22 protein-coding genes are annotated in these 19,403 nt (G+C 59.8%); 15 read left to right on the top strand and 7 right to left on the bottom strand.

From position 1 onward, the window contains the following. Positions 1–10: 10 nt before the first annotated feature. From M0412_RS17810 to hemC, 6 genes are all read right to left on the bottom strand, one after another. Complete coding sequence (locus tag M0412_RS17810) at positions 11–742, bottom strand: glutamine amidotransferase (protein ID WP_142842281.1); 732 nt, start codon at positions 740–742, stop codon at positions 11–13. Next, complete coding sequence (locus M0412_RS17805; RefSeq protein ID WP_269701146.1) at positions 732–1,220, bottom strand: TerB family tellurite resistance protein; 489 nt, start codon at positions 1,218–1,220, stop codon at positions 732–734. The genes M0412_RS17810 and M0412_RS17805 overlap by 11 nt, the downstream gene beginning before the upstream one ends. Before the next feature lie 14 nt (positions 1,221–1,234). Beyond that, a complete protein-coding gene (locus tag M0412_RS17800) occupies positions 1,235–2,857 on the bottom strand; it encodes a heme biosynthesis protein HemY (RefSeq protein WP_269701149.1) in 1,623 nt (540 codons plus the stop codon). 4 nt (positions 2,858–2,861) lie between these two features. Further along, entirely contained in the window at positions 2,862–4,313 is a 1,452-nt protein-coding gene (locus tag M0412_RS17795) for a COG4223 family protein (protein ID WP_269701151.1), read from the bottom strand. A gap of 73 nt (positions 4,314–4,386) precedes the next feature. Continuing rightward, entirely contained in the window at positions 4,387–5,127 is a 741-nt protein-coding gene (locus M0412_RS17790; RefSeq protein WP_269701153.1) for a uroporphyrinogen-III synthase, read from the bottom strand. Between the two features lie 4 nt (positions 5,128–5,131). Next, on the bottom strand, positions 5,132–6,061 hold the full coding sequence (hemC, locus tag M0412_RS17785; RefSeq protein WP_269701155.1) for a hydroxymethylbilane synthase: 930 nt from the start codon (positions 6,059–6,061) through the stop codon (positions 5,132–5,134). 73 nt (positions 6,062–6,134) lie between these two features. Here hemC and tsaD point away from each other — a divergent pair, with 73 nt between their 5' ends. From tsaD to M0412_RS17760, 5 genes are read left to right on the top strand one after another with little or no spacing between them, the layout of a single operon-like run. Further along, positions 6,135–7,232 (top strand): tRNA (adenosine(37)-N6)-threonylcarbamoyltransferase complex transferase subunit TsaD, encoded by a 1,098-nt coding sequence (gene tsaD / locus M0412_RS17780; protein WP_269701158.1) that lies wholly within the window; start codon positions 6,135–6,137, stop codon positions 7,230–7,232. Continuing rightward, entirely contained in the window at positions 7,232–8,215 is a 984-nt protein-coding gene (locus tag M0412_RS17775) for an NAD(P)H-dependent glycerol-3-phosphate dehydrogenase (protein ID WP_142842288.1), read from the top strand. Before tsaD ends, M0412_RS17775 begins: the two co-directional genes overlap by 1 nt. Before the next feature lie 26 nt (positions 8,216–8,241). Then, on the top strand, positions 8,242–8,535 hold the full coding sequence (locus M0412_RS17770; protein ID WP_142842289.1) for a YciI-like protein: 294 nt from the start codon (positions 8,242–8,244) through the stop codon (positions 8,533–8,535). A 6-nt stretch (positions 8,536–8,541) separates the two neighbouring features. Further along, positions 8,542–8,985 carry an EVE domain-containing protein gene (locus M0412_RS17765; protein WP_269701162.1) on the top strand — a complete coding sequence of 148 codons (444 nt, stop codon included), beginning with the start codon at positions 8,542–8,544 and terminating at the stop codon, positions 8,983–8,985. 7 nt (positions 8,986–8,992) lie between these two features. Next, positions 8,993–9,637, top strand: coding sequence for a methyltransferase (locus M0412_RS17760; RefSeq protein WP_142842290.1), 645 nt, complete (start codon positions 8,993–8,995; stop codon positions 9,635–9,637). 9 nt (positions 9,638–9,646) lie between these two features. Here M0412_RS17760 and M0412_RS17755 read toward each other — a convergent pair whose 3' ends face one another. After that, entirely contained in the window at positions 9,647–10,015 is a 369-nt protein-coding gene (locus M0412_RS17755) for a hypothetical protein (protein WP_269701164.1), read from the bottom strand. A 305-nt stretch (positions 10,016–10,320) separates the two neighbouring features. Between M0412_RS17755 and sdhC the strand changes: the two genes are divergently transcribed. The 10 genes from sdhC (at position 10,321) to sucD (ending at position 19,373) form a co-directional block, all read left to right on the top strand. Beyond that, entirely contained in the window at positions 10,321–10,713 is a 393-nt protein-coding gene (sdhC, locus tag M0412_RS17750) for a succinate dehydrogenase, cytochrome b556 subunit (RefSeq protein WP_142842292.1), read from the top strand. Between the two features lie 13 nt (positions 10,714–10,726). Beyond that, positions 10,727–11,107 (top strand): succinate dehydrogenase, hydrophobic membrane anchor protein, encoded by a 381-nt coding sequence (gene sdhD, locus M0412_RS17745; RefSeq protein WP_142842293.1) that lies wholly within the window; start codon positions 10,727–10,729, stop codon positions 11,105–11,107. 6 nt (positions 11,108–11,113) lie between these two features. Then, a complete protein-coding gene (gene sdhA, locus M0412_RS17740; protein ID WP_269701168.1) occupies positions 11,114–12,955 on the top strand; it encodes a succinate dehydrogenase flavoprotein subunit in 1,842 nt (613 codons plus the stop codon). A gap of 2 nt (positions 12,956–12,957) precedes the next feature. Continuing rightward, a complete protein-coding gene (locus M0412_RS17735; protein ID WP_065114272.1) occupies positions 12,958–13,293 on the top strand; it encodes a succinate dehydrogenase in 336 nt (111 codons plus the stop codon). Between the two features lie 9 nt (positions 13,294–13,302). Then, entirely contained in the window at positions 13,303–14,082 is a 780-nt protein-coding gene (locus tag M0412_RS17730) for a succinate dehydrogenase iron-sulfur subunit (RefSeq protein ID WP_052818754.1), read from the top strand. Positions 14,083–14,287: 205 nt separating this feature from the next. Next, positions 14,288–14,830 carry an AprI/Inh family metalloprotease inhibitor gene (locus M0412_RS17725; RefSeq protein ID WP_269701172.1) on the top strand — a complete coding sequence of 181 codons (543 nt, stop codon included), beginning with the start codon at positions 14,288–14,290 and terminating at the stop codon, positions 14,828–14,830. Positions 14,831–14,922: 92 nt separating this feature from the next. Beyond that, positions 14,923–16,086 (top strand): cell division protein ZapE, encoded by a 1,164-nt coding sequence (gene zapE / locus M0412_RS17720; RefSeq protein WP_269701175.1) that lies wholly within the window; start codon positions 14,923–14,925, stop codon positions 16,084–16,086. 178 nt (positions 16,087–16,264) lie between these two features. Continuing rightward, entirely contained in the window at positions 16,265–17,227 is a 963-nt protein-coding gene (gene mdh / locus M0412_RS17715) for a malate dehydrogenase (RefSeq protein WP_003504984.1), read from the top strand. 32 nt (positions 17,228–17,259) lie between these two features. Then, positions 17,260–18,453, top strand: a complete 1,194-nt coding sequence (sucC, locus tag M0412_RS17710; protein ID WP_269701178.1) for an ADP-forming succinate--CoA ligase subunit beta — start codon at positions 17,260–17,262, stop codon at positions 18,451–18,453. 17 nt (positions 18,454–18,470) lie between these two features. Then, complete coding sequence (gene sucD, locus M0412_RS17705) at positions 18,471–19,373, top strand: succinate--CoA ligase subunit alpha (RefSeq protein WP_046799538.1); 903 nt, start codon at positions 18,471–18,473, stop codon at positions 19,371–19,373. Positions 19,374–19,403 lie beyond the last annotated feature (30 nt).

Genomic DNA, 19,403 nt, shown 5'->3' with positions numbered 1-19,403 from the left:
GCGACGGGCTTCAGCGCTGCGCCTTGCCCTCAAAAACCAGATCGAGGAAATTGCTGAGCCACGAGCGGAGTGGTGTGTCGAACAACATGCGGCCTTCGAGGTGCTGGCTGCCGACCTGCGCATTCGGCATGCCGAAACGTTGCGCGCCGCGCACCACCCAGCTGTGCATCATGGCGCGGGTGAGTTCGGCATGAAACTGTAGCCCCCAGGCATTTTTACCATATCGATAAGCCTGATTGGGATAGGTTTCGCCCGATGCCAGAAGTTCGGCTCCGCGCGGCAGCTCGAACCCTTCCTTGTGGAAATGATAAACCATCTTCGGCCAATGCGGCATCAAAAGCCGTCCGTGTTCGGTGGCGTGAAGCGGATACCAGCCGATTTCCACCTTGCCTTCCCTGTCGGCCTCAACCTTGCCGCCCAGATGTTTGGACAACATCTGTGCACCAAGACAGATGCCGAGAAACGGCTTGTTTTCCTTCAGCGGCACCTTCAGCCAGTCAATTTCGGCTTTGACGTAATCATGGGGGTCATTGGCGCTCATCGGGCCGCCAAAGATGATGGCCCCGGCATGTTTTTCCAGCGTTTGCGGCAGGTCGTCGCCGAGAGCGGGTCGCCTTATATCCAGCCGATAGCCTTTTTCCACCAGCATCTGGCCAACGCGGCCGGGGGTGGAACGTTCCTGATGCAGGACAATGAGCAGCGAAGGTTGTTTTCCCTGTTGCCTGGAAGGGTCAAACAGCATCGTCTTGGTTTTCGCTTTCTTCAGCCGGCCCGGACCGCGTGGCGGCCTGCTGACGTTGCAGAACCCTGTCGCGAACGGACACACCGAGCAGATCGGCGACTCGCCAGATCACATGGTCTTCCATTTCGCTTCGTTCGCCGTCAGCGTAAACAATATCCCATAATATGCCAATAAGCTCCACGCGCTGATCTTCGTCGAGATGGCGGCGGATGTCGGTGGTGAAGCGGTAATAATCGACTGCCTCCTTGCCGGCCTCCTGACCGGCGGCGAGAAGAACGTCCAGCTTGCCGGCATCGAGATGGTAATAATCCTGCAGGATTTCACGCAGGCGGTCACGCTCGCTTTTCGAGACAGTGCCATCCGCTTCCATCACCTGAAAACAGAGGGCGGCGACTGCCACCCTCAAATCATCGGGGCTGAAATCATCCGCATGCGGACCGACGAGGTTCTGAATAAACGACTGAATCCGGTTGAGCATCGATATCCTGTTGGTCAGAAGAGTTTGAGCCTGGTCTTGGGTTCGGCTTCTGCGCCGGGTTTCTTGACGCCGGGGTCATCCGGCGCGCCGCCGAAGAAGGGTACTGCTTCCACCTTCTCATCCGCTGCATTGGTTTCAACCGGCGCTCCGATGGTGGCGGGCTTATTCTCCTTCGGAACCGATACGGCCGGCACCACCTCTATCGGTGCGGCGGGAGCGGATTTCGGCTCGGCATGAGGCTCGGGAGCAGCTTCGACGACGATTGTTTTCGCAACCAGTTCCGGTTCCGCCCTTGCTGGCGCTGCGGCAATCGCATTTTCGATTGTCAGATCTTCGACAGGACCCTCGAGCTGGCCAAACGGTGCTTTCCATTCGAAGGCGTCGAGACGGCCCGTTACTGGCGAAATCGGCAGCCATTTTTCCGAAACGACGCTATCCGCCACCCAGGCAGGGTCACGCGGCGCGCGCAGCGCCTGCGCCATCCAGTAGCGCACCCGGCCCTGATCGCCGGTTTCGGCCTCTTCGATATCGGCCATCAGCAGGAAGATGCTTTCGCGCGGCTCGATCCGGGCTGCGGCCTCTGCCTTGGCCCGCGCCTTGGCAAATTCCTTGGCGTCGAGTGCTGCCTGCGCCACGGCGAACAGGGATTCGATATTGTTGGGCTTCAGGCTTTCGAGCCGCTCGGCACGTTTCAGCCGGTCAATGGCGGTATCACCGCTGCGGGCGCGGACATAAAGTTCGGCGATCTGCGGGTGCGGATCGGTTTTCCACACGGGCTCCAGAACCGTGGCGGCCTTGCGCAGATTGTCTTCGCGCAGATAGGATTTTGCTGCGATCAGCGCTGCCGGGACGAGGCTCTTTGCGAGCTTGAGGGCGTGTTTTGCATCCTCGCGGGCACCTATCGGATCGCTTTCCAGCTTTTCGCCGGCCTTGGCGGTGAGAAGCACGGCTTTCAGCCGCTCCGCCTCACCGCGTTCGATGACGCTGGCTGCCTTCTGCTGATCGAGCAGACGGATCGCGTCATCCCACTGTCCGTTGCGACAACGATTTTCCAGCGTCGCCTGTGCTGCCCAGGGCAGGTAGGGGGCTTTTTCCGCCGCGTCCTCGGCATATTGCTGGGCGGCCTCATATGCACCCTGACGGCGCGCCTCAATATAAAGGCCGCGAAGGCCAAGCTCGCGGGTTTCGGGATCGCGGGCCATGGCTTCGAACTTGCGGCGCGCCTCGTCATATTTGCCTTCGATGAGATCGGCCTGCGCATCGAGCAGGTGGATCAGCGGCTCCTGATCGGCGTTGAGCAATCCTTGTGTGCGAGCCGTCATCTTGCGGGCGAGAATGGCGTTTCCGGCACCAGCGGCAATGAGGCCGGTGGAGAGCGCCTGATAACCGCGGTCACGCTTGCGGGCACGGAAATAACGGCGGGCGGCATTCGGCGAGGTCCAGACGGCGTTGACGACCCACCAGACCAGCATGACGGCCGCAACGAGCGCAGCGATGATCGAGGCGGCGACGATCAGGCTCATTTCGATCAGCTGGCCCTGCCAGACGATGGAAAGCACGCCCGGCCGGTCTGCCAGCCAGGAAAAGCCGAAACCGAGCGCCAGAACGATAAGGGCGAAAGTCAAAATTCTGGTCATGCCCTTACCCCTGCCTGCCGGTGCTGGTGATGGCCCGGTTCAACGTGCCGCCCACCAGATTTTCGACCTCGATGCGTGCATCCAGAGATTTTTTATAATCGGCAGATGCCGTCCTGGCCGCCTCGGGAAGCCCGTTCCATTCAAGTGCTGCGCCCTGCAGATCACCGTTGCGCAGCTTGTTTTCCATGCGCGCGATCATGGCGTCGGGTGTTTCACCCTCGATATTTCCGACCGGGCGCACCTTTACCAGCGAAAAGGCGCTTTCCGTCAGGCGTTCCATGATGCCCTGATTGGGGTCGGGCTGGTTGATGGCTGACAGCATCGCATTGGCGACGTCAGGGAATTTCTGCATCAGCTCCGAACGCGACGGCACGCCGGTTGCGGCAAAGGATTGCAGCGATGAAATGGCCGGATCATCAGGCGTGACCTTGGAGAGCGTGTCGAGTTCCGTGAGGAACGGACCACCGCGATCGATCGCGGCCTTCAGCGCGGCCGAGGCGATGGCGCGGGCGACTTCGATATCGTCGCGCGGTTCGTTGATCTTGGTTTCCGCGTCAGTAAGGCGGCGCGTCAGATCTGCTGTTGCCGAGGCCTGTGCGGATCGTTCCGACTGCAGCGCGGTTTCCAGCGCGGCAATTTTTTCCGCAAGCCCATCCACCTGCGGGGCCTCACCCTTCGCGCCTTCGAGCGCTGCAATGCGCTGCTCCAGTGCCGAAGTGTCCGCTGCCGGGGCATTGGCGAGTTGCTGCCGCAGGCCGGTGATATCAGTTTTCAGTGCGGCAATCTCATCGCTTCCGGCTCTTCCGGAATTGGAGGAGGGCAGGATGCCCGCATATTGCATGCTGCCGGCGGCGGCGAGTGCTATGAGGCCGCCGACGATACCCGCCGCAATAAGGCCGGAGGTTGCCGCCTGTTTGCGCTCCGCCTGCTGTGGGGTGGAGGGCTTGGCCGGTCCCGAAGACGAGGTTGTGGTCGGGGGTTTGGCAGCAGAGGCGTTGCCGGATGTGCTGGTGGAGGCTGTAGCGCCAAAGGCCGGTTTCGAAGCCGCAGCCGCGGTTGCGGCGGCGCTCGTTCCGGCTGTATCCGTCGTCGGTTTTACGTCGGCTTTGGGCGGAACAGCAGCCTGCGAGACCGGCTCTTTCTGCTTGTCCCCGGAGCTCTCAGCCTTCGGTTCGGCAGCTGCGGAGCCCGCTTTGCCAACATTGGGCTCAGGCTCGATGGCGGTTTTCTTCGGCTGGTCCCAGATGGGTGCGGGATTGCCCGTTGCGGCTGTTTCAGGCTTCGTTTCCGGAGCACCCGGTTCTACCGGCGATGCCGGCGTTTTGTCATCGGGCTTTTCGTCCATCCTGGCAGCGTCCCCTTCGGCGGAAATTGCTTTCACGTCTTTTGCGTCCAGGTCGATCGTGACCGGTTCGGCTTTGGACTTGGAGTGGCGTGGCGGCTTTCCCGATACCATGACAACCTCATTTCTGCCTGCAGTACTCTAAACCTAGTCAGTGACGGCGGCAAAGGAAAGGGGCGAACGCCAATTAGGTTCCAGAGTACTGGCACAGAAGTTCGAACATCGCCGCCTCGCTCGGCTCTTCGGCGGCAATGGCCTTTGAGCGGAAAATTTCCGGAACCAGAGAAAGCACATTGCGGCTGATGCAGATGAACTGGACCGCCGCCAGCGCACCCACATATTTTTCCGCCGACGCATGGCTGAAAAAAGCCCGTGCCGCTTCGGACGAATAGAGCAGGACTACATCGACAGTGGCGTGGAGAAGGGCCGTTTCAAGCATGTTTTCGGAGATGTCCGAGGGCAGCATCTCGTAACAATCGACCGTTCTGAAGGGAATGCCTGCTACGGCAAGACCTTCCTCGAAGACGGAGCCACGTGGTCTGCCAGCGAGATAGAGCAGGGGTTGCCCTTCGGAAAAAAGAGCGCGGTGCTCCGTCACCAGTGCAGTCAGACCGAGCGCATCTCCTGACGCGGTGAATATCTGCCCGAAGCCAGCTTTTTCCGCCGCTTGCGCTGTCGCTCCGCCGACGGCAAAAAGCGGTTTCGACAGATGCGGGGCCAGTCGCTCTCCGAATGTGTCCAGCGCCCGCACCGCCTCTGCGCTGGTTACCGCGATGGCCGCCAGCGGGCAGGAGAGCGCCGAGATGGCGCGTTCACCATGATGAACGGGATGAAACAGCGGAACAAGTACCGGCTCGTGGCCGAGCGCTTCAAGCTTTGCGGCCGTCCTTTCGCCCGAACGCTGCGGCCGGGTGACGACGATCCGCACCGGCTCAGCTCCAGCCTTCGAAGAAATTGCTGCCCGCCTTGGCGCGCACCTCTTCGCCGGCCTGTCGGCCGAGTTTTGCCGCATCGCTGCGGTTACCGGAGATTTCAATGCTGTGGCTCGTCTGGCCATCGGGCGTAAGGATCAGGCCGGAAAAATGCAAATCTTCGCCGTCGCAGGTCGCATAACCGGCGATCGGCGTACGACAGGAGCCGTCAAGTGCGGCCAGAAAGGCGCGCTCACAGGTCACGGCGTCAAAGGTCGGCCTGTCATTTATGGGGGCAAGCAGCTCGTCCATGCGGGTGTCGCCGATGCGGCTTTCCACACAGATCGCGCCTTGCGCCGGAGCAGGGGGAAATTCCTTTGGGTCGAGAATTTCCGTCGGCACGTTCTCCTTGCCGAGCCGCTTCAGGCCGGCAAAGGCAAGGAGCGTGGCATCCGCATGGCCTTCTTCGAGCTTGCGCAGGCGGGTATCGACCAGACCGCGAAAAACGATGACGCTCAGATCCGGCCGCAGGCGGCGGATCAGCGCCTGACGGCGCAGAGAGGCGGAGCCGACAACGGCGCCCTGCGGCAACTCCAGAAGCCTCGGCGCGGTGCGACCAATAAAGGCGTCACGCATGTCTTCACGCGGCAGGAAGGCGGAAAGATAGAGGCCCTCAGGCAAAATAGTCGGCATGTCCTTGGAGGAATGCACGGCAATATCGAGTTCGCCGGACAGAAGCTGATTTTCCAGTTCCTCCGTGAACAGGCCCTTGCCACCGATCTCCGACAAAGCGCGGTCGGTTATCCGATCACCCTTGGTGGATAGCACGACGATTTCGAACATGTCTTCCGGCAGGCCATGCGCCGACATCAGCCGGCTGCGGGTCTCATAAGCCTGTGCGAGCGCCAGAGGGCTGCCGCGCGTGCCGATTCGGAAAGGTTTTGTTTGCATCCGCGTCTATCCATTGTTACCGGAGTTGTCTTAGACCAACTCAGCGCATGATCGCAATGAACGAACAGATTTGATGACCCCCTTTCTTCGTATACTCGGCATAGAGACAAGCTGTGACGAAACCGCTGCATCCATTGTGGTTCGGCATGCGGACGGGCGTGGCGAGATCGTCTCCGACGTCGTTTTGTCGCAGCTTGAGGAACACAGCGCCTATGGCGGCGTGGTGCCGGAAATTGCCGCGCGCGCCCATGTCGAGGCATTGGACACGCTGGTGGAAGAAGCGCTGGAGCAGGCGGGTGTGACGCTTGCCGATATCGACGCCATTGCTGCCACATCCGGCCCCGGCCTTATTGGCGGCCTGCTGGTAGGGCTGATGACGGGCAAGGCGATTGCGATGGCTGCGGATAAGCCGCTCTACGCCATCAACCATCTCGAGGGCCATGCGCTGACGGCGCGGCTGACCGATGGCCTGTCTTTCCCCTATCTGATGCTGCTGGTTTCAGGTGGGCATACCCAACTGGTGCTGGTGCGTGGCGTCGGCGATTATGAGCGCTGGGGCACCACCATCGATGACGCGCTTGGTGAAGCCTTCGACAAGACGGCGAAACTTTTAGGCCTGCCCTATCCCGGTGGCCCGGCTGTCGAGAGGGCGGCGGCGAAGGGTGACCCGAACCGGTTTCCGCTGCCGCGCCCTATGGTCGGCGAAACACGGCTCGATTTTTCCTTTTCCGGCCTGAAGACGGCGGTGCGGCAGGCGGCGACCGCCATCGCGCCGCTTTCGGAGCAGGATATTGCCGATATCTGCGCCTCCTTCCAGAAGGCGGTGTCGCGCACCCTCAAGGATCGCATCGGCCGTGGCCTTGCCCGTTTCAGCCAGGAGTTTCCGCAGCTGGAAACCAAACCGGCGCTGGTCGTGGCCGGCGGCGTTGCGGCCAATCAGGAAATCCGCCAGACACTGCAGGCGCTTTGCGATACGCATGGCTTCCGTTTCGTTGCGCCGCCACACCGGCTTTGCACCGACAATGCGGCAATGATCGCCTGGGCGGGACTGGAGCGCATGGCGGATGGCAGGCAAGCCGATCCGCTGGAGATACCGCCGCGCTCGCGCTGGCCACTTGATGGCAATGCGGAGACGTTGATCGGTTTCGGCAAAAGGGGAGCCAAGGCCTGATGCAGCGGGAAAAAATCGTCGTCATCGGCGCTGGCGCCTTCGGAACCGCGCTTGCCGTCGTCATTGCGCTGGAAAACCGGCATGACGTCACCTTGCTCGGCCGTGATGCATCGCTGATGGCCGATCTGAAGGCTGATCGTGTTCACGAGGCGGCTCTGCCGGGTGTCGAGCTGCCGGACGCGCTTGAATTTTCGGTCGAGCCGGATGTGCTGGCTGGCGCCAATATCGTGCTCTTCGCCATGCCCTCGCAGGCTCATGCGGATGCGGCGCGTCATTATGGTCCTTATCTGGCTAACGACTCTATCATCGTCACCTGCGCCAAGGGTATCGACCGCAGCTCCGGTCGCCTGCTAACGGAACTTCTGGAAGCGGAACTGCCGCATCATCCCATTGCGGTCCTTTCCGGTCCGGGATTTGCGGCAGATATCGCGCGCGGTCTGCCCACCGCCATGGCGATTGCGGCGGAAGACGCAGCGGTTGCCGAACGGCTGGCGACCACGATTTCCGGCAGGACCTTCCGGCTTTATGCCTCCACCGACCGTATTGGCGTGCAGCTCGGCGGGGCGCTGAAGAATGTTCTCGCCATTGCCGCCGGTATCGTCGAAGGCGCGGGTCTTGGCGACTCCGCCCGGGCGGCGTTGATTTCGCGCGGCCTTGCCGAGATGTCGCGTCTCATCGTCGCCATGGGCGGCAAGGCCGATACGGTACGCGGCCTTTCCGGACTTGGTGATCTCGTGCTGACCGCCACCAGCCACCAGTCGCGCAACCTGCGTTTCGGCATCGCGCTTGGCCGGGGTGAAGGCAAGGACATGTCCGGCGGGTTGGTGGAGGGTGCTTTTGCGGCTGCGGTTGCTGCCCGGCTCGGAGAAAGTCATGCCGTCGACATGCCGGTTACCGAAGCGGTGGCTGCCATCATCGATGGCAATCTGGATGTGGCGAGCGCCATGCAACAATTGATGACACGGCCAATCACCACTGAATGAGTGTGGCCGACCCTGAGGAGACGAAAATGCTGTTTGCCTTTATCTGCAAGGACAAGCCCGGACACCTGAACGTGCGCATGGAAACACGCCCGGCCCATCTGGAGCATCTGAACAAGCTGAATGCCGAGGGCACGCTGAAGATCGCCGGCCCGTTTCTGGATGCCGAAGGCAAGCCGAACGGCAGCCTCGTCATCGTGGAAGCGGCCGATATCGATGCGGCCAGGGCGCTCGCCGATGCCGATCCCTATGCCAAGGCCGGCCTGTTCGAAAGCGTTGACGTGAAGCCCTATAACTGGGTCTTCAACAATCCGGGAGCTTGAGCGGGCATGGCGAATTACTGGCTTTACAAGTCCGAGCCGTTCAAATGGTCCTGGGAGATGCAGAAGGCCAAGGGCGAGGCGGGCGAAGAATGGACCGGCGTGCGCAATTATCAGGCGCGCAACAACATGCGCGCCATGAAGATTGGCGACAAGGGTTTCTTCTATCATTCCAATGAGGGGCTGGATATCGTCGGTATCGTCGAAGTCTGCGCGCTGTCGCATCCGGACTCGACCGCCGAAGGCGATCTGAAGTGGGACTGCGTTGATATCCGCGCTGTCTGCGATATGCCGCAGCCGGTTTCGCTGAAGGATGTGAAGGCCAACCCCAAATTGGAGAAGATGTCGCTCGTCACCTCCATGCGGCTTTCCGTGCAGCCGGTGACGGAAGAGGAATATCTCGAGGTCTGCCGCATGGGCAACCTCGCCAATCCGCCGAAATCACCGGACTGATCCTTCGGTGAAGACCGATCCCGAACGCTTCATTCTCGACAATGCTGCCATCATGCATCCACCGCATGTGCCGGAACTGCGTCTTTATCTTGCCACTGAAGCCCATGAGCTGTGGCTGAAGACGGAGGAGGAGCTGGAGGAGATCGGTCTGCCGCCACCCTTCTGGGCCTTTGCCTGGGCCGGCGGGCAGGGGCTTGCCCGTTATGTTCTCGATCATCCTGAAAGCGTTTCTGGTAAGCGCGTGCTGGATTTCGCCAGCGGCTCCGGGCTAGTCGCCATCGCTGCGGCAAAGGCCGGCGCAGCCAAGGTCCTTGCAGCCGATATCGACCCGTGGACGGAAACCGCCATTCGGTTGAACGCGGCGCTCAATGGCGTGGATATAGGATTTAGTGGCGTTGATCTGGTTGGCAAACCGGTAGAGGCGGATGTTCTGCTGGCGGGAGACGTGTTTTACGACCGCGCCTTCGCCGACCTTCTCTTGCCATGGTTTCTGGAATTGACGTCGAAGGGCATCAGCGTGCTTGTGGGCGATCCGGGGCGGGCCTATCTGCCCAAACAGCGGCTTTTCGCCGAGGCGACCTATCAGGTTCCGGTGACGCGGGCTCTGGAAGACAGCGAAGTCAAGAAGACCACCGTTTGGCGTTTCGTCTGATTGTTTGATTCAGGGCCGGATGATGCAGACGCCATGCTCGTAGGCGCAGGCATCGCTGGCGGTTTCGGCGCGGACATTTATTATCTTCGCCTTGGGCGCAAACGGCGCCGTTGTTGTTACACCTGCGCCGTTTCGCGCAAGCCGGCCGCCGACCGCGAAATAATTGCCGTTGCCGCGTATGCGAAGCCCCGATATCGCCCCTACATAGGTGCCACCGGGAAGGGTGGAGGGCAGCCCGTCCGTAGAGAAACTTGCCTGTGATTGTTGATGCCGATAATCTTGGCGGCCACGGAAATCCTCTGCCGCTGCGGGTGGCATTACGGTGAAAATGACGCCTGCGACCATCATGGTCAGAGCGGCGATTCGGCGCTGTAACATGAGCCTCATTCTCCGGATTTTCCTGGTTAATAAAAGGTAAATTACACGATTTATGAATTACGTAAAGGTAAATATTTCGAGGGTGTAAATCTTGGAAATGCTCGATTTTTTATTTTGAGGCAAAAAAATCCAAAAAAAATTCGTGAACCAATCGATTAAATTCGAATCGCTCTTGAAATATGCTTGTCGTGACGCCCCCATGTGATTAAACGTCGCGGTTGGTGCAATGCACATTCTTTCGTCATGTGCAATTGCTTGGGGGCGTCCGGTTTGATGGGCGCACGGGAAAACGCCGCGAGGTTCTGATGGCGAATTTGACAAATAACCGGCCTTTGTCGCCGCATCTTCAAATTTACAAGCCGATTCCGACGATGGTCGCGTCCATCGTGCACCGCATCACGGGTTCCGCCCTTTATTTCGGAACCCTGCTGGTCGCCTGGTGGCTTATCGCGCTTGCTTCCGGTCCGGCCTATTACGACTGGGTCAGCTGGGCGATGGGTACGATCATCGGCAAACTCATCCTGATCGGCTACACCTGGGCTCTGGTTCATCACCTGCTGGGTGGCCTTCGCCACTTCATGTGGGATCTCGGCCACGGCTTTGAGAAGAACTTCAACACGAAACTCGCCAAGGCAACCTTTGTAGCGTCGATCTGTCTGACCGCGCTCATCTGGGTCATTGCCCTGATCGTGCGCTAAGGAGAAGCCTGTCATGGATATGCGTACACCTCTCGGAAAGGTTCGCGGCCTCGGCTCCGCCAAGGAAGGCACCGACCATTTCTGGCGCCAGCGCCTGACGGCAGTCGCCAACGTTCCGCTGCTGATCTTCTTCGTGGTCTTCCTCATCAAATATGCCGGCGCGCCCTATCCGGAAGTCGTCGCGGCGCTGTCCAACCCGCTTGTTGCTGTTATCATGGGTCTGGTGCTGGTTTCCGGCCTCATTCACATGAAGCTTGGCATGCAGGTCATCATTGAAGACTACGTCCACGCCGAGGTTTCGAAGCTCGTTCTTCTGATGCTCAATACGTTTTTCGCGGTTCTCATTGGCGGCCTCTCAATCTTCGCCATTCTGAAAATCGCATTCGCAGGATAATCCGCCATGGCATCGATCAGTTCACCTTCCCATAATGGCAAGGCTTACACCTATGTCGATCACTCCTATGACGTGATCGTGGTAGGCGCCGGCGGCGCGGGTCTGCGCGCAACGCTCGGCATGGCGGAACAGGGTTTCCGCACGGCCTGCATCACCAAGGTCTTCCCGACGCGCTCCCACACGGTTGCGGCGCAGGGCGGCATCGCGGCATCACTCACCAACATGACGCCTGACTGTTGGCAGTGGCACCTTTACGACACCGTAAAGGGCTCCGACTGGCTGGGCGACGTTGATGCGATGCAATATCTCGCCATGGAAGCGCCGAAGGCGGTCTATGAGCTGGAGCATTACGGCGTGCCGTTCTCGCGCAATGCCGAGGGCAAGATCTACCAGCGCCCGTTCGGCGGCCACATGCAGAATTACGGTGAAGGCCCGCCGGTGCAGCGCACCTGTGCCGCTGCCGACCGTACAGGCCACGCCATTCTGCATACGCTTTATGGCCAGTCGCTGCGCAACAATGCGGAATTCTTCATCGAATATTTCGCGCTCGATCTCATCATGTCGGAAGACGGTCGTTGCACCGGCGTCGTGGCGTGGAACCTTGATGACGGCACGATCCATCGCTTCTCCGCCAAGATGGTGGTGCTGGCGACCGGCGGTTACGGCCGCGCCTATTTCTCCGCAACCTCGGCCCATACCTGCACCGGTGACGGCGGCGGCATGATTGCCCGTGCCGGCCTGCCGCTTCAGGACATGGAATTCGTACAGTTCCACCCGACCGGCATTTATGGCGCAGGCTGCCTTATCACTGAAGGCGCACGCGGCGAAGGCGGTTATCTCGTCAACTCCGAAGGCGAGCGCTTCATGGAGCGTTATGCGCCTTCCGCAAAGGACCTTGCCTCGCGTGACGTGGTGTCGCGCTGCATGACGATGGAAATCCGTGAAGGCCGCGGCGTCGGCAAGAACAAGGATCACATCTTCCTGCATCTCGATCACCTCGATCCGGCGATCCTGCATGAGCGTCTTCCGGGCATTTCCGAAAGCGCCAAGATTTTCGCCGGCGTCGACGTGACGCGCGAGCCGATCCCGGTCCTGCCGACGGTTCACTACAATATGGGCGGCATTCCGACCAACTATTGGGGTGAGGTGCTGAATGCCGATGCCAACAATCCGGAACGTATCGCGCCCGGCCTGATGGCTGTCGGCGAAGCCGGTTGCGCCTCGGTTCACGGTGCCAACCGCCTCGGCTCCAACTCGCTGATCGACCTTGTGGTCTTCGGCCGTGCCGCCGCCATCCGCGCTGCCCAGGTCATCGACCGTGATGCGCCGGTTCCGGCGCTCGACATCGCGGCCTGCGACAAGATCATGGAACGCTTCGACAGCCTGCGTTTCGCCAATGGCTCGACGCCGACGGCGGTGCTGCGTGACAAGATGCAGCGCGCCATGCAGGACGATGCGGCGGTGTTCCGCACGCAGGAATCGTTGGAAAGCGGTTGCCAGCGTCTTTCCGCCATCTGGAAGGAACTGCCTGACGTCAAGGTTACCGACCGTTCGATGGTCTGGAACTCCGATCTGGTCGAAACGCTTGAGCTGCACAATCTGATGGCCAACGCGATCACCACGGTCTATGGCGCGGAAGCGCGCAAGGAAAGCCGCGGCTCGCACGCCCGTGAGGATTTCGTCGATGGTCCGTTCGCCGGTCGCGACGATGTGAACTGGCGCAAGCACACGCTTGCCTGGGTCAGTCCCGAAGGCGACGTCAAACTCGACTATCGCCCGGTTCACACCGACCTGATCGCCGACGGCATCGATCCCAAAAAGATCGAGCCGAAGGCGCGAGTATATTGATCATGGGAAAGCGCATCGGTCTTGTTTTTTTGATTGGTGTTCTAGCGACTGCCGCACCTGCGGTAGCTGCTGAGCGCTACAAGTTGCGTGCTCCCGGTGGGAATACTGCTGCGGTTTTCAACGACGTCGGCGTATGGAAAACCGCCAAAGCAGCGATGAATGCCCGTATCTCGGTTGGTAATCCGGTTACGGCGCAGAATTTGGAATGCGTCGCCAGACCTGGCACTAAAGCCGAGGTCATAAAGCGCGAAGGCTCGGTCGCTTATGTGCGAGCCAGCGACGCGCTGTTCGGTGGTTGCAAGGGTTATGTGAAGTCCGAATTCCTGTCGGCATACTAGGATTTTATCATGGTTGAACTCGCTCTCCCCAAGAATTCCCAGATCAACGAAGGTAAGGTCTGGCCGAAGCCTGATGGTGCCAAGAATGTGCGCGAATACCGCATCTATCGCTGGAACCCGGATGACGGCCAGAACCCGCGCATCGATACCTATTATATCGATGTCGACGATTGCGGACCGATGGTTCTCGATGCGCTTCTCTACATCAAGAACAACATCGACCCGACGCTGACGCTGCGCCGCTCCTGCCGCGAAGGCATTTGCGGCTCCTGCGCCATGAATATCGATGGCACCAACACGCTTGCCTGCACCAAGGGCATGGAAGAGATCAACGGCACGGTGAAGGTTTATCCGCTGCCGCATATGCCCGTCGTGAAGGACCTCGTTCCTGACCTGTCGAATTTCTACGCCCAGCATCGTTCCATCGAGCCCTGGCTGAAGACGGTTTCGCCAACGCCGGCCAAGGAATGGAAGCAGAGCCATGAAGACCGCCTGAAACTGGATGGTCTTTATGAGTGCATTCTGTGCGCCTGCTGCTCGACCTCCTGTCCCAGCTACTGGTGGAATGGCGATCGTTATCTCGGTCCCGCCGTTCTGCTGCAGGCCTATCGCTGGCTGATCGACAGCCGCGATGAAGCAACCGGTGAGCGTCTCGACAATCTCGAGGATCCTTTCCGCCTTTATCGCTGCCACACCATCATGAACTGCGCGCAGGCTTGCCCGAAGGGCTTGAACCCGGCCAAGGCGATCGCGGAAATCAAGAAGATGATGGTCGAACGCCGCGTCTAAAGGCGATTCGCTGGCGACGGCAATTTATCCGGGCCGCGGTATCCACCGCGGCTCTTTTTACAACCGGGCTCGGGAAATTTCGGTAAAAATTGACCGAAATGGTAATTATCCCGGCCATCGCTTGCGCAAGGTAAGGCTTTAGTAATAATTCAGCCTTCTTGTTCGATCATGGTCTTTCCGGAAGCGAGAGAATCGGGAGCTTGATATGCAATTCAGATATGTGGTGACGGGCCTTGCGGTTGTGATGAGCCTTGCCGGTTGCCAACGTACCTCCTACGATTACAACAACAACGGCAGCAATAATCCCGGTTATACGCCGCCGCTGCAGGCGCAGCCGGTTCCCTCCGTTCAGTCCGGCGCCCTGCCGCCGCCCGGTGGCGCTTCGGGCAGCCAGTTCCCATCGGCACCCGCTTCGGCAACGCCTGGCGGCACCGATGTGGCTTCTGCGGCTCAGCCGACGACGGCGCTCGACGTCACCAAGGAATCCATGGTCGGCAACTGGCGCGTTTCCAATGGCGGCGCCAATTGCGACATGTTCCTGACGCTCACCAATCTCGGCAGCGGTTCGCGCGGTGGCACCCGTGGCTGCTCCGGCGAGCTGACGGCGATGGGGTCCTGGGAAGTGTCCGGCAAGATGGTTCTCTTCAAGAACCGTGCAGGCGACACGATCGGCCGCGTCTACAAGAGCGCCGATGCGCGCTTTGACGGAACGACCAATAGCGGCCAGCCGCTCAGCCTCAGCCGATGAGCATTTCCGGTGCATCCGGATTGCTTTTCTCGTTTTGAGCCATTCCATTCGTCGCGGGTGCTGTGCTGCTTCCGCGACCGGGGCGCTTTTCCATGAAGCCATTGCCTGATTACAATCATAGTGTCGTTGAGCAGCTCAACGCATTGACGGCAGCTGGCACTTTGCAGGCCGATGCCGCCCAGCTTGGCGTGGCGGCACATCTCGATCGTATTCTTGCTGATCTGAAGGCGCGCAAGCCGGCCAAGAAAAAAAGTGCGCTCGGCTGGATGTTCGCGCGCAAGGCCGGGCCTGCGGCCCCCGTCAAGGGATTGTATGTCTATGGCAGCGTCGGCCGCGGCAAGACGATGCTGATGGACATGTTTTATGAAATGGCGCCGGTTTCCTCCAAGCGCCGCTGCCACTTTCATGAATTTATGGCCGACGTGCATAATCGTGTGCACGCGCACCGGCAGAAGCTGAAAAATGGCGAAACCAAACAGGCCGATCCTATTCCGCCCGTTGCCGCCCAGCTGCTGGCGGAAGCCGAGCTCCTGTGCTTTGACGAGTTTACCGTCACGGATATTGCCGATGCGATGATCCTTGCCCGGCTGTTCAGCGAGCTGTTTGCCAATGGCTGCACATTGGTGACGACCTCCAACGTCGTGCCCGACAATCTTTATAAGGACGGCCTTAATCGCGGCCTGTTCCTGCCTTTCGTTGATCTGCTGAAGACATATGTGGATGTGGTGACGCTGGACAGCCCGACCGATTACCGGATGGAAAAGCTGGAAAGCCTGCCGGTCTATGTCACGCCGCTTGATGGTACGGCGGATCAGGCAATGGATATGGCCTGGCGGCACATGACTGCCGGCCATCTCGTCGCGCCGACGGAAATACCAATGAAGGGCCGCTCCATTCTGGTGCCGCGTGCCAGCGGCCGGGTCGCCCGTTTTTCGTTTTCCGACCTTTGCGAAAAGCCGCTCGGGGCGTCCGATTTTCTCGCCATCGCCAACCGGTTCGATACGGTCTTCATTGATCATATCCCGCTGCTCAACGCGGATAAGCGGAACGAGACCAAACGTTTCATCATTCTTATCGATGCGCTTTATGACCACAGCGTCAGGCTTTTTGCCTCCGCCGCGGCTATGCCGGAGGACTTGCTCGGCAAGCGCAAGGGGACGGAAGGTTTCGAGTTCGATCGCACGGCCTCGCGGCTGTTTGAGATGCGCAGTGCGGATTATCTCGCGCTGCATCACGAAAAACGGCAGAAAGTTTGACATTTTCGTGACGCATTTTCTTACGTTTACGTAAGAAAATAATGATCTAAACGATTGAAAATATTCATCACAAAAGAATCTGTTGCCAATTTTGGCCAATGGGGCTAATCGAAGTGCGACAATTTGGCTGCCGGTTTGGCGCGGTGAAATTGAATTGAAGCTCAAGAGGAAGCATTCGATGGCTCGCAAAAAAATTGCACTTATTGGTTCTGGCATGATCGGCGGCACGCTGGCACACCTCGCCAGCCTGAAGGAACTGGGCGATATCGTCCTCTTCGACATCGCCGACGGCATTCCGCAGGGCAAGGGTCTGGATATTGCCCAGTCCGGCCCGGTTGAAGGTTTCAATGCGAAGCTCACCGGCGCTTCCGATTATGCCGCCATCGAAGGCGCAGACGTCTGCATCGTCACCGCTGGCGTTGCCCGCAAGCCCGGCATGAGCCGCGACGATCTTCTCGGCATCAACCTCAAGGTCATGGAACAGGTCGGCGCCGGCATCAAGAAATATGCCCCGAACGCTTTTGTGATCTGCATCACCAACCCGCTCGACGCCATGGTGTGGGCGCTGCAGAAGTTCTCCGGCCTGCCGAAGAACAAGGTCGTCGGCATGGCCGGCGTTCTCGACAGCGCGCGTTTCCGCCTGTTCCTGGCTGAAGAATTCAACGTTTCGGTTCAGGACGTCACTGCCTTCGTTCTTGGCGGTCACGGCGACACGATGGTGCCGCTCGCACGTTATTCCACCGTTGGCGGCATTCCGCTGACCGATCTCGTCAAGATGGGCTGGCTGACCGCCGAGCGCCTTGAGCAGATCATCCAGCGCACCCGCGACGGCGGTGCTGAAATCGTCGGCCTGCTGAAGACCGGTTCGGCCTATTATGCGCCGGCCGCTTCGGCGATCGAAATGGCTGAATCCTACCTCAAGGACAAGAAGCGCGTTCTGCCCGCCGCTGCCCACCTCTCCGGCCAGTATGGCGTTGACGACATGTATGTCGGCGTGCCCACCATCATCGGTGCCGGCGGTATCGAGCGCATCATCGAGATCGAACTGAACAAGGAAGAAGAAGCCGCCTTCCAGAAGTCCGTCGGCGCTGTCGCTGGTCTTTGCGAAGCCTGCGTCAACATCGCTCCGTCGCTGAAGTAATATTCCAAGCGGCTCCAAACAGGGATTATTCCATGAATATTCACGAATATCAGGCCAAGGCTCTTCTGAAGGGCTACGGTGCGCCGGTTGCTGAAGGCGTCGCCATCCTCAAGGTCGAAGAAGCCGAAGCTGCCGCAAAGCAGCTTCCCGGCCCGCTTTACGTCGTCAAGAGCCAGATCCATGCTGGCGGCCGCGGCAAGGGCAAATTCAAGGAACTCGGCCCCGACGCCAAGGGCGGCGTTCGTCTGGCGAAGTCGATCGAGGAAGTCGTCTCCCATTCCAAGGACATGCTCGGCAACACGCTGGTGACGGCCCAGACGGGCGATGCCGGCAAGCAGGTCAACCGCCTCTACATCGAAGACGGCGCCGACATTGCCCGCGAACTCTACTGCTCGCTGCTGGTTGACCGTTCCGTCGGTCAGGTTGCCTTCGTGGTTTCCACTGAAGGCGGCATGGACATCGAAGCTGTCGCCCACGACACGCCGGAAAAGATCCATACCATCGCCATCAACCCGGAAAAGGGTGTGAGCGACGCTGACGTTACCGCGATCTCCAAGGCTCTCGAGCTTGAGGGTGCTGCAGCCGAAGACGCAAAGTCGCTGTTCCCGATCCTCTACAAGGCCTTCAACGAGAAGGACATGGCTCTCCTCGAGGTTAACCCGCTGATCGTCATGGAAAATGGCCATCTGCGCGTTCTCGACGCCAAGATGTCCTTCGATGGCAACGCGCTGTTCCGCCATGACGATGTCAAGGCGCTGCGCGACGAGACCGAAGAAGACGCCAAGGAAATCGAAGCCTCCAAGTGGGACCTCGCTTACGTGGCGCTCGACGGCAACATCGGCTGCATGGTCAATGGTGCAGGTCTTGCCATGGCGACGATGGACATCATCAAGCTTTACGGCAAAGAGCCGGCTAACTTCTGCGACGTCGGCGGTGGCGCCGGCAAGGAGAAGGTTGCGGCAGCCTTCAAGATCATCACGGCTGACCCGAAGGTCGAGGGTATCCTCGTCAACATCTTCGGCGGCATCATGAAGTGCGACGTCATCGCCGAAGGCGTGATTGCCGCGGTGAAGGAAGTCGGTTTGCAGGTTCCGCTCGTTGTTCGCCTCGAAGGCACCAACGTCGAACTTGGCAAGAAGCTCCTGAACGAATCTGGCCTTGCGATTACGGCTGCTGACGATCTGGACGACGCAGCCAAGAAGATCGTCGCGGCGATCAACGGCTAATTGAGGGACCGGAAATAATGTCTATTCTCGTTAATAAAGACACGAAGATCCTTGTTCAGGGTCTGACCGGCAAGACCGGTACCTTCCACACCGAACAGGCGCTTGCCTATTACGGCACGCAGATGGTCGGCGGTATTCACCCAAAGAAGGGTGGCGAAACCTGGACCGGCTCCAAGGGCGAAAGCCTGCCGATCTTCGCAACGGTTGCTGAAGCCAAGGAAAAGACCGGTGCAGACGCATCCGTGATCTACGTTCCGCCGGCAGGTGCCGCTGACGCCATCATCGAAGCCATCGAAGCGGAAATCCCGTTCATCACCTGCATCACCGAAGGTATTCCGGTGATGGACATGGTGCGCGTCAAGGCCCGCCTCGACCGTTCGAAGTCGCGCCTGCTCGGCCCGAACTGCCCCGGCATCATGACGCCGGAAGAATGCAAGATCGGCATCATGCCGGGCTCCATCTTCCGCAAGGGTTCGGTCGGTATCGTTTCGCGCTCCGGCACGCTCACCTATGAAGCCGTGTTCCAGACATCCAACGAAGGCCTCGGCCAGACGACGGCTGTCGGCATCGGCGGCGACCCGGTCAAGGGCACCGAGTTCATCGACATCCTGGAAATGTTCCTCGCCGACGAAGCCACGCAGTCGATCATCATGATCGGCGAAATCGGTGGTTCGGCTGAAGAAGATGCGGCGCAGTTCCTGATCGACGAAGCCAAGAAGGGCCGCAAGAAACCGATGGCCGGCTTCATCGCGGGCCGTACGGCTCCGAAGGGCCGCACCATGGGCCACGCCGGCGCTGTCGTTTCCGGCGGCAAGGGCGATGCAGAGTCCAAGATCGCTGCCATGGAAGCAGCCGGCATCAAGGTATCGCCTTCCCCGGCGCGCCTCGGCAAGACGCTGGTTGAAGTCCTCAAGGGCTGAGACCACATGAGACCGGTAACGGGCGGCGCG

Origin of the sequence: Agrobacterium sp. O3.4, from assembly GCF_041414895.1 — a bacterium.
Lineage (GTDB): Bacteria > Pseudomonadota > Alphaproteobacteria > Rhizobiales > Rhizobiaceae > Agrobacterium > Agrobacterium cucumeris.
This window is presented reverse-complemented; position numbering and strand designations above follow the sequence as displayed.

Bases quoted from the DNA above. Each gene is read 5' to 3' on its own strand.
- M0412_RS17810 (WP_142842281.1), bottom strand. From the start codon at position 742: ATGCTGTTTGACCCTTCCAGGCAACAGGGAAAACAACCTTCGCTGCTC.
- M0412_RS17805 (WP_269701146.1), bottom strand. From the start codon at position 1,220: ATGCTCAACCGGATTCAGTCGTTTATTCAGAACCTCGTCGGTCCGCAT.
- M0412_RS17800 (WP_269701149.1), bottom strand. From the start codon at position 2,857: ATGACCAGAATTTTGACTTTCGCCCTTATCGTTCTGGCGCTCGGTTTC.
- M0412_RS17795 (WP_269701151.1), bottom strand. From the start codon at position 4,313: ATGGTATCGGGAAAGCCGCCACGCCACTCCAAGTCCAAAGCCGAACCG.
- hemC (WP_269701155.1), bottom strand. From the start codon at position 6,061: ATGCAAACAAAACCTTTCCGAATCGGCACGCGCGGCAGCCCTCTGGCG.
- tsaD (WP_269701158.1), top strand. From the start codon at position 6,135: ATGACCCCCTTTCTTCGTATACTCGGCATAGAGACAAGCTGTGACGAA.
- M0412_RS17775 (WP_142842288.1), top strand. From the start codon at position 7,232: ATGCAGCGGGAAAAAATCGTCGTCATCGGCGCTGGCGCCTTCGGAACC.
- M0412_RS17770 (WP_142842289.1), top strand. From the start codon at position 8,242: ATGCTGTTTGCCTTTATCTGCAAGGACAAGCCCGGACACCTGAACGTG.
- M0412_RS17765 (WP_269701162.1), top strand. From the start codon at position 8,542: ATGGCGAATTACTGGCTTTACAAGTCCGAGCCGTTCAAATGGTCCTGG.
- M0412_RS17755 (WP_269701164.1), bottom strand. From the start codon at position 10,015: ATGTTACAGCGCCGAATCGCCGCTCTGACCATGATGGTCGCAGGCGTC.
- sdhC (WP_142842292.1), top strand. From the start codon at position 10,321: ATGGCGAATTTGACAAATAACCGGCCTTTGTCGCCGCATCTTCAAATT.
- sdhD (WP_142842293.1), top strand. From the start codon at position 10,727: ATGGATATGCGTACACCTCTCGGAAAGGTTCGCGGCCTCGGCTCCGCC.
- sdhA (WP_269701168.1), top strand. From the start codon at position 11,114: ATGGCATCGATCAGTTCACCTTCCCATAATGGCAAGGCTTACACCTAT.
- M0412_RS17735 (WP_065114272.1), top strand. From the start codon at position 12,958: ATGGGAAAGCGCATCGGTCTTGTTTTTTTGATTGGTGTTCTAGCGACT.
- M0412_RS17730 (WP_052818754.1), top strand. From the start codon at position 13,303: ATGGTTGAACTCGCTCTCCCCAAGAATTCCCAGATCAACGAAGGTAAG.
- M0412_RS17725 (WP_269701172.1), top strand. From the start codon at position 14,288: ATGCAATTCAGATATGTGGTGACGGGCCTTGCGGTTGTGATGAGCCTT.
- zapE (WP_269701175.1), top strand. From the start codon at position 14,923: ATGAAGCCATTGCCTGATTACAATCATAGTGTCGTTGAGCAGCTCAAC.
- mdh (WP_003504984.1), top strand. From the start codon at position 16,265: ATGGCTCGCAAAAAAATTGCACTTATTGGTTCTGGCATGATCGGCGGC.
- sucC (WP_269701178.1), top strand. From the start codon at position 17,260: ATGAATATTCACGAATATCAGGCCAAGGCTCTTCTGAAGGGCTACGGT.
- sucD (WP_046799538.1), top strand. From the start codon at position 18,471: ATGTCTATTCTCGTTAATAAAGACACGAAGATCCTTGTTCAGGGTCTG.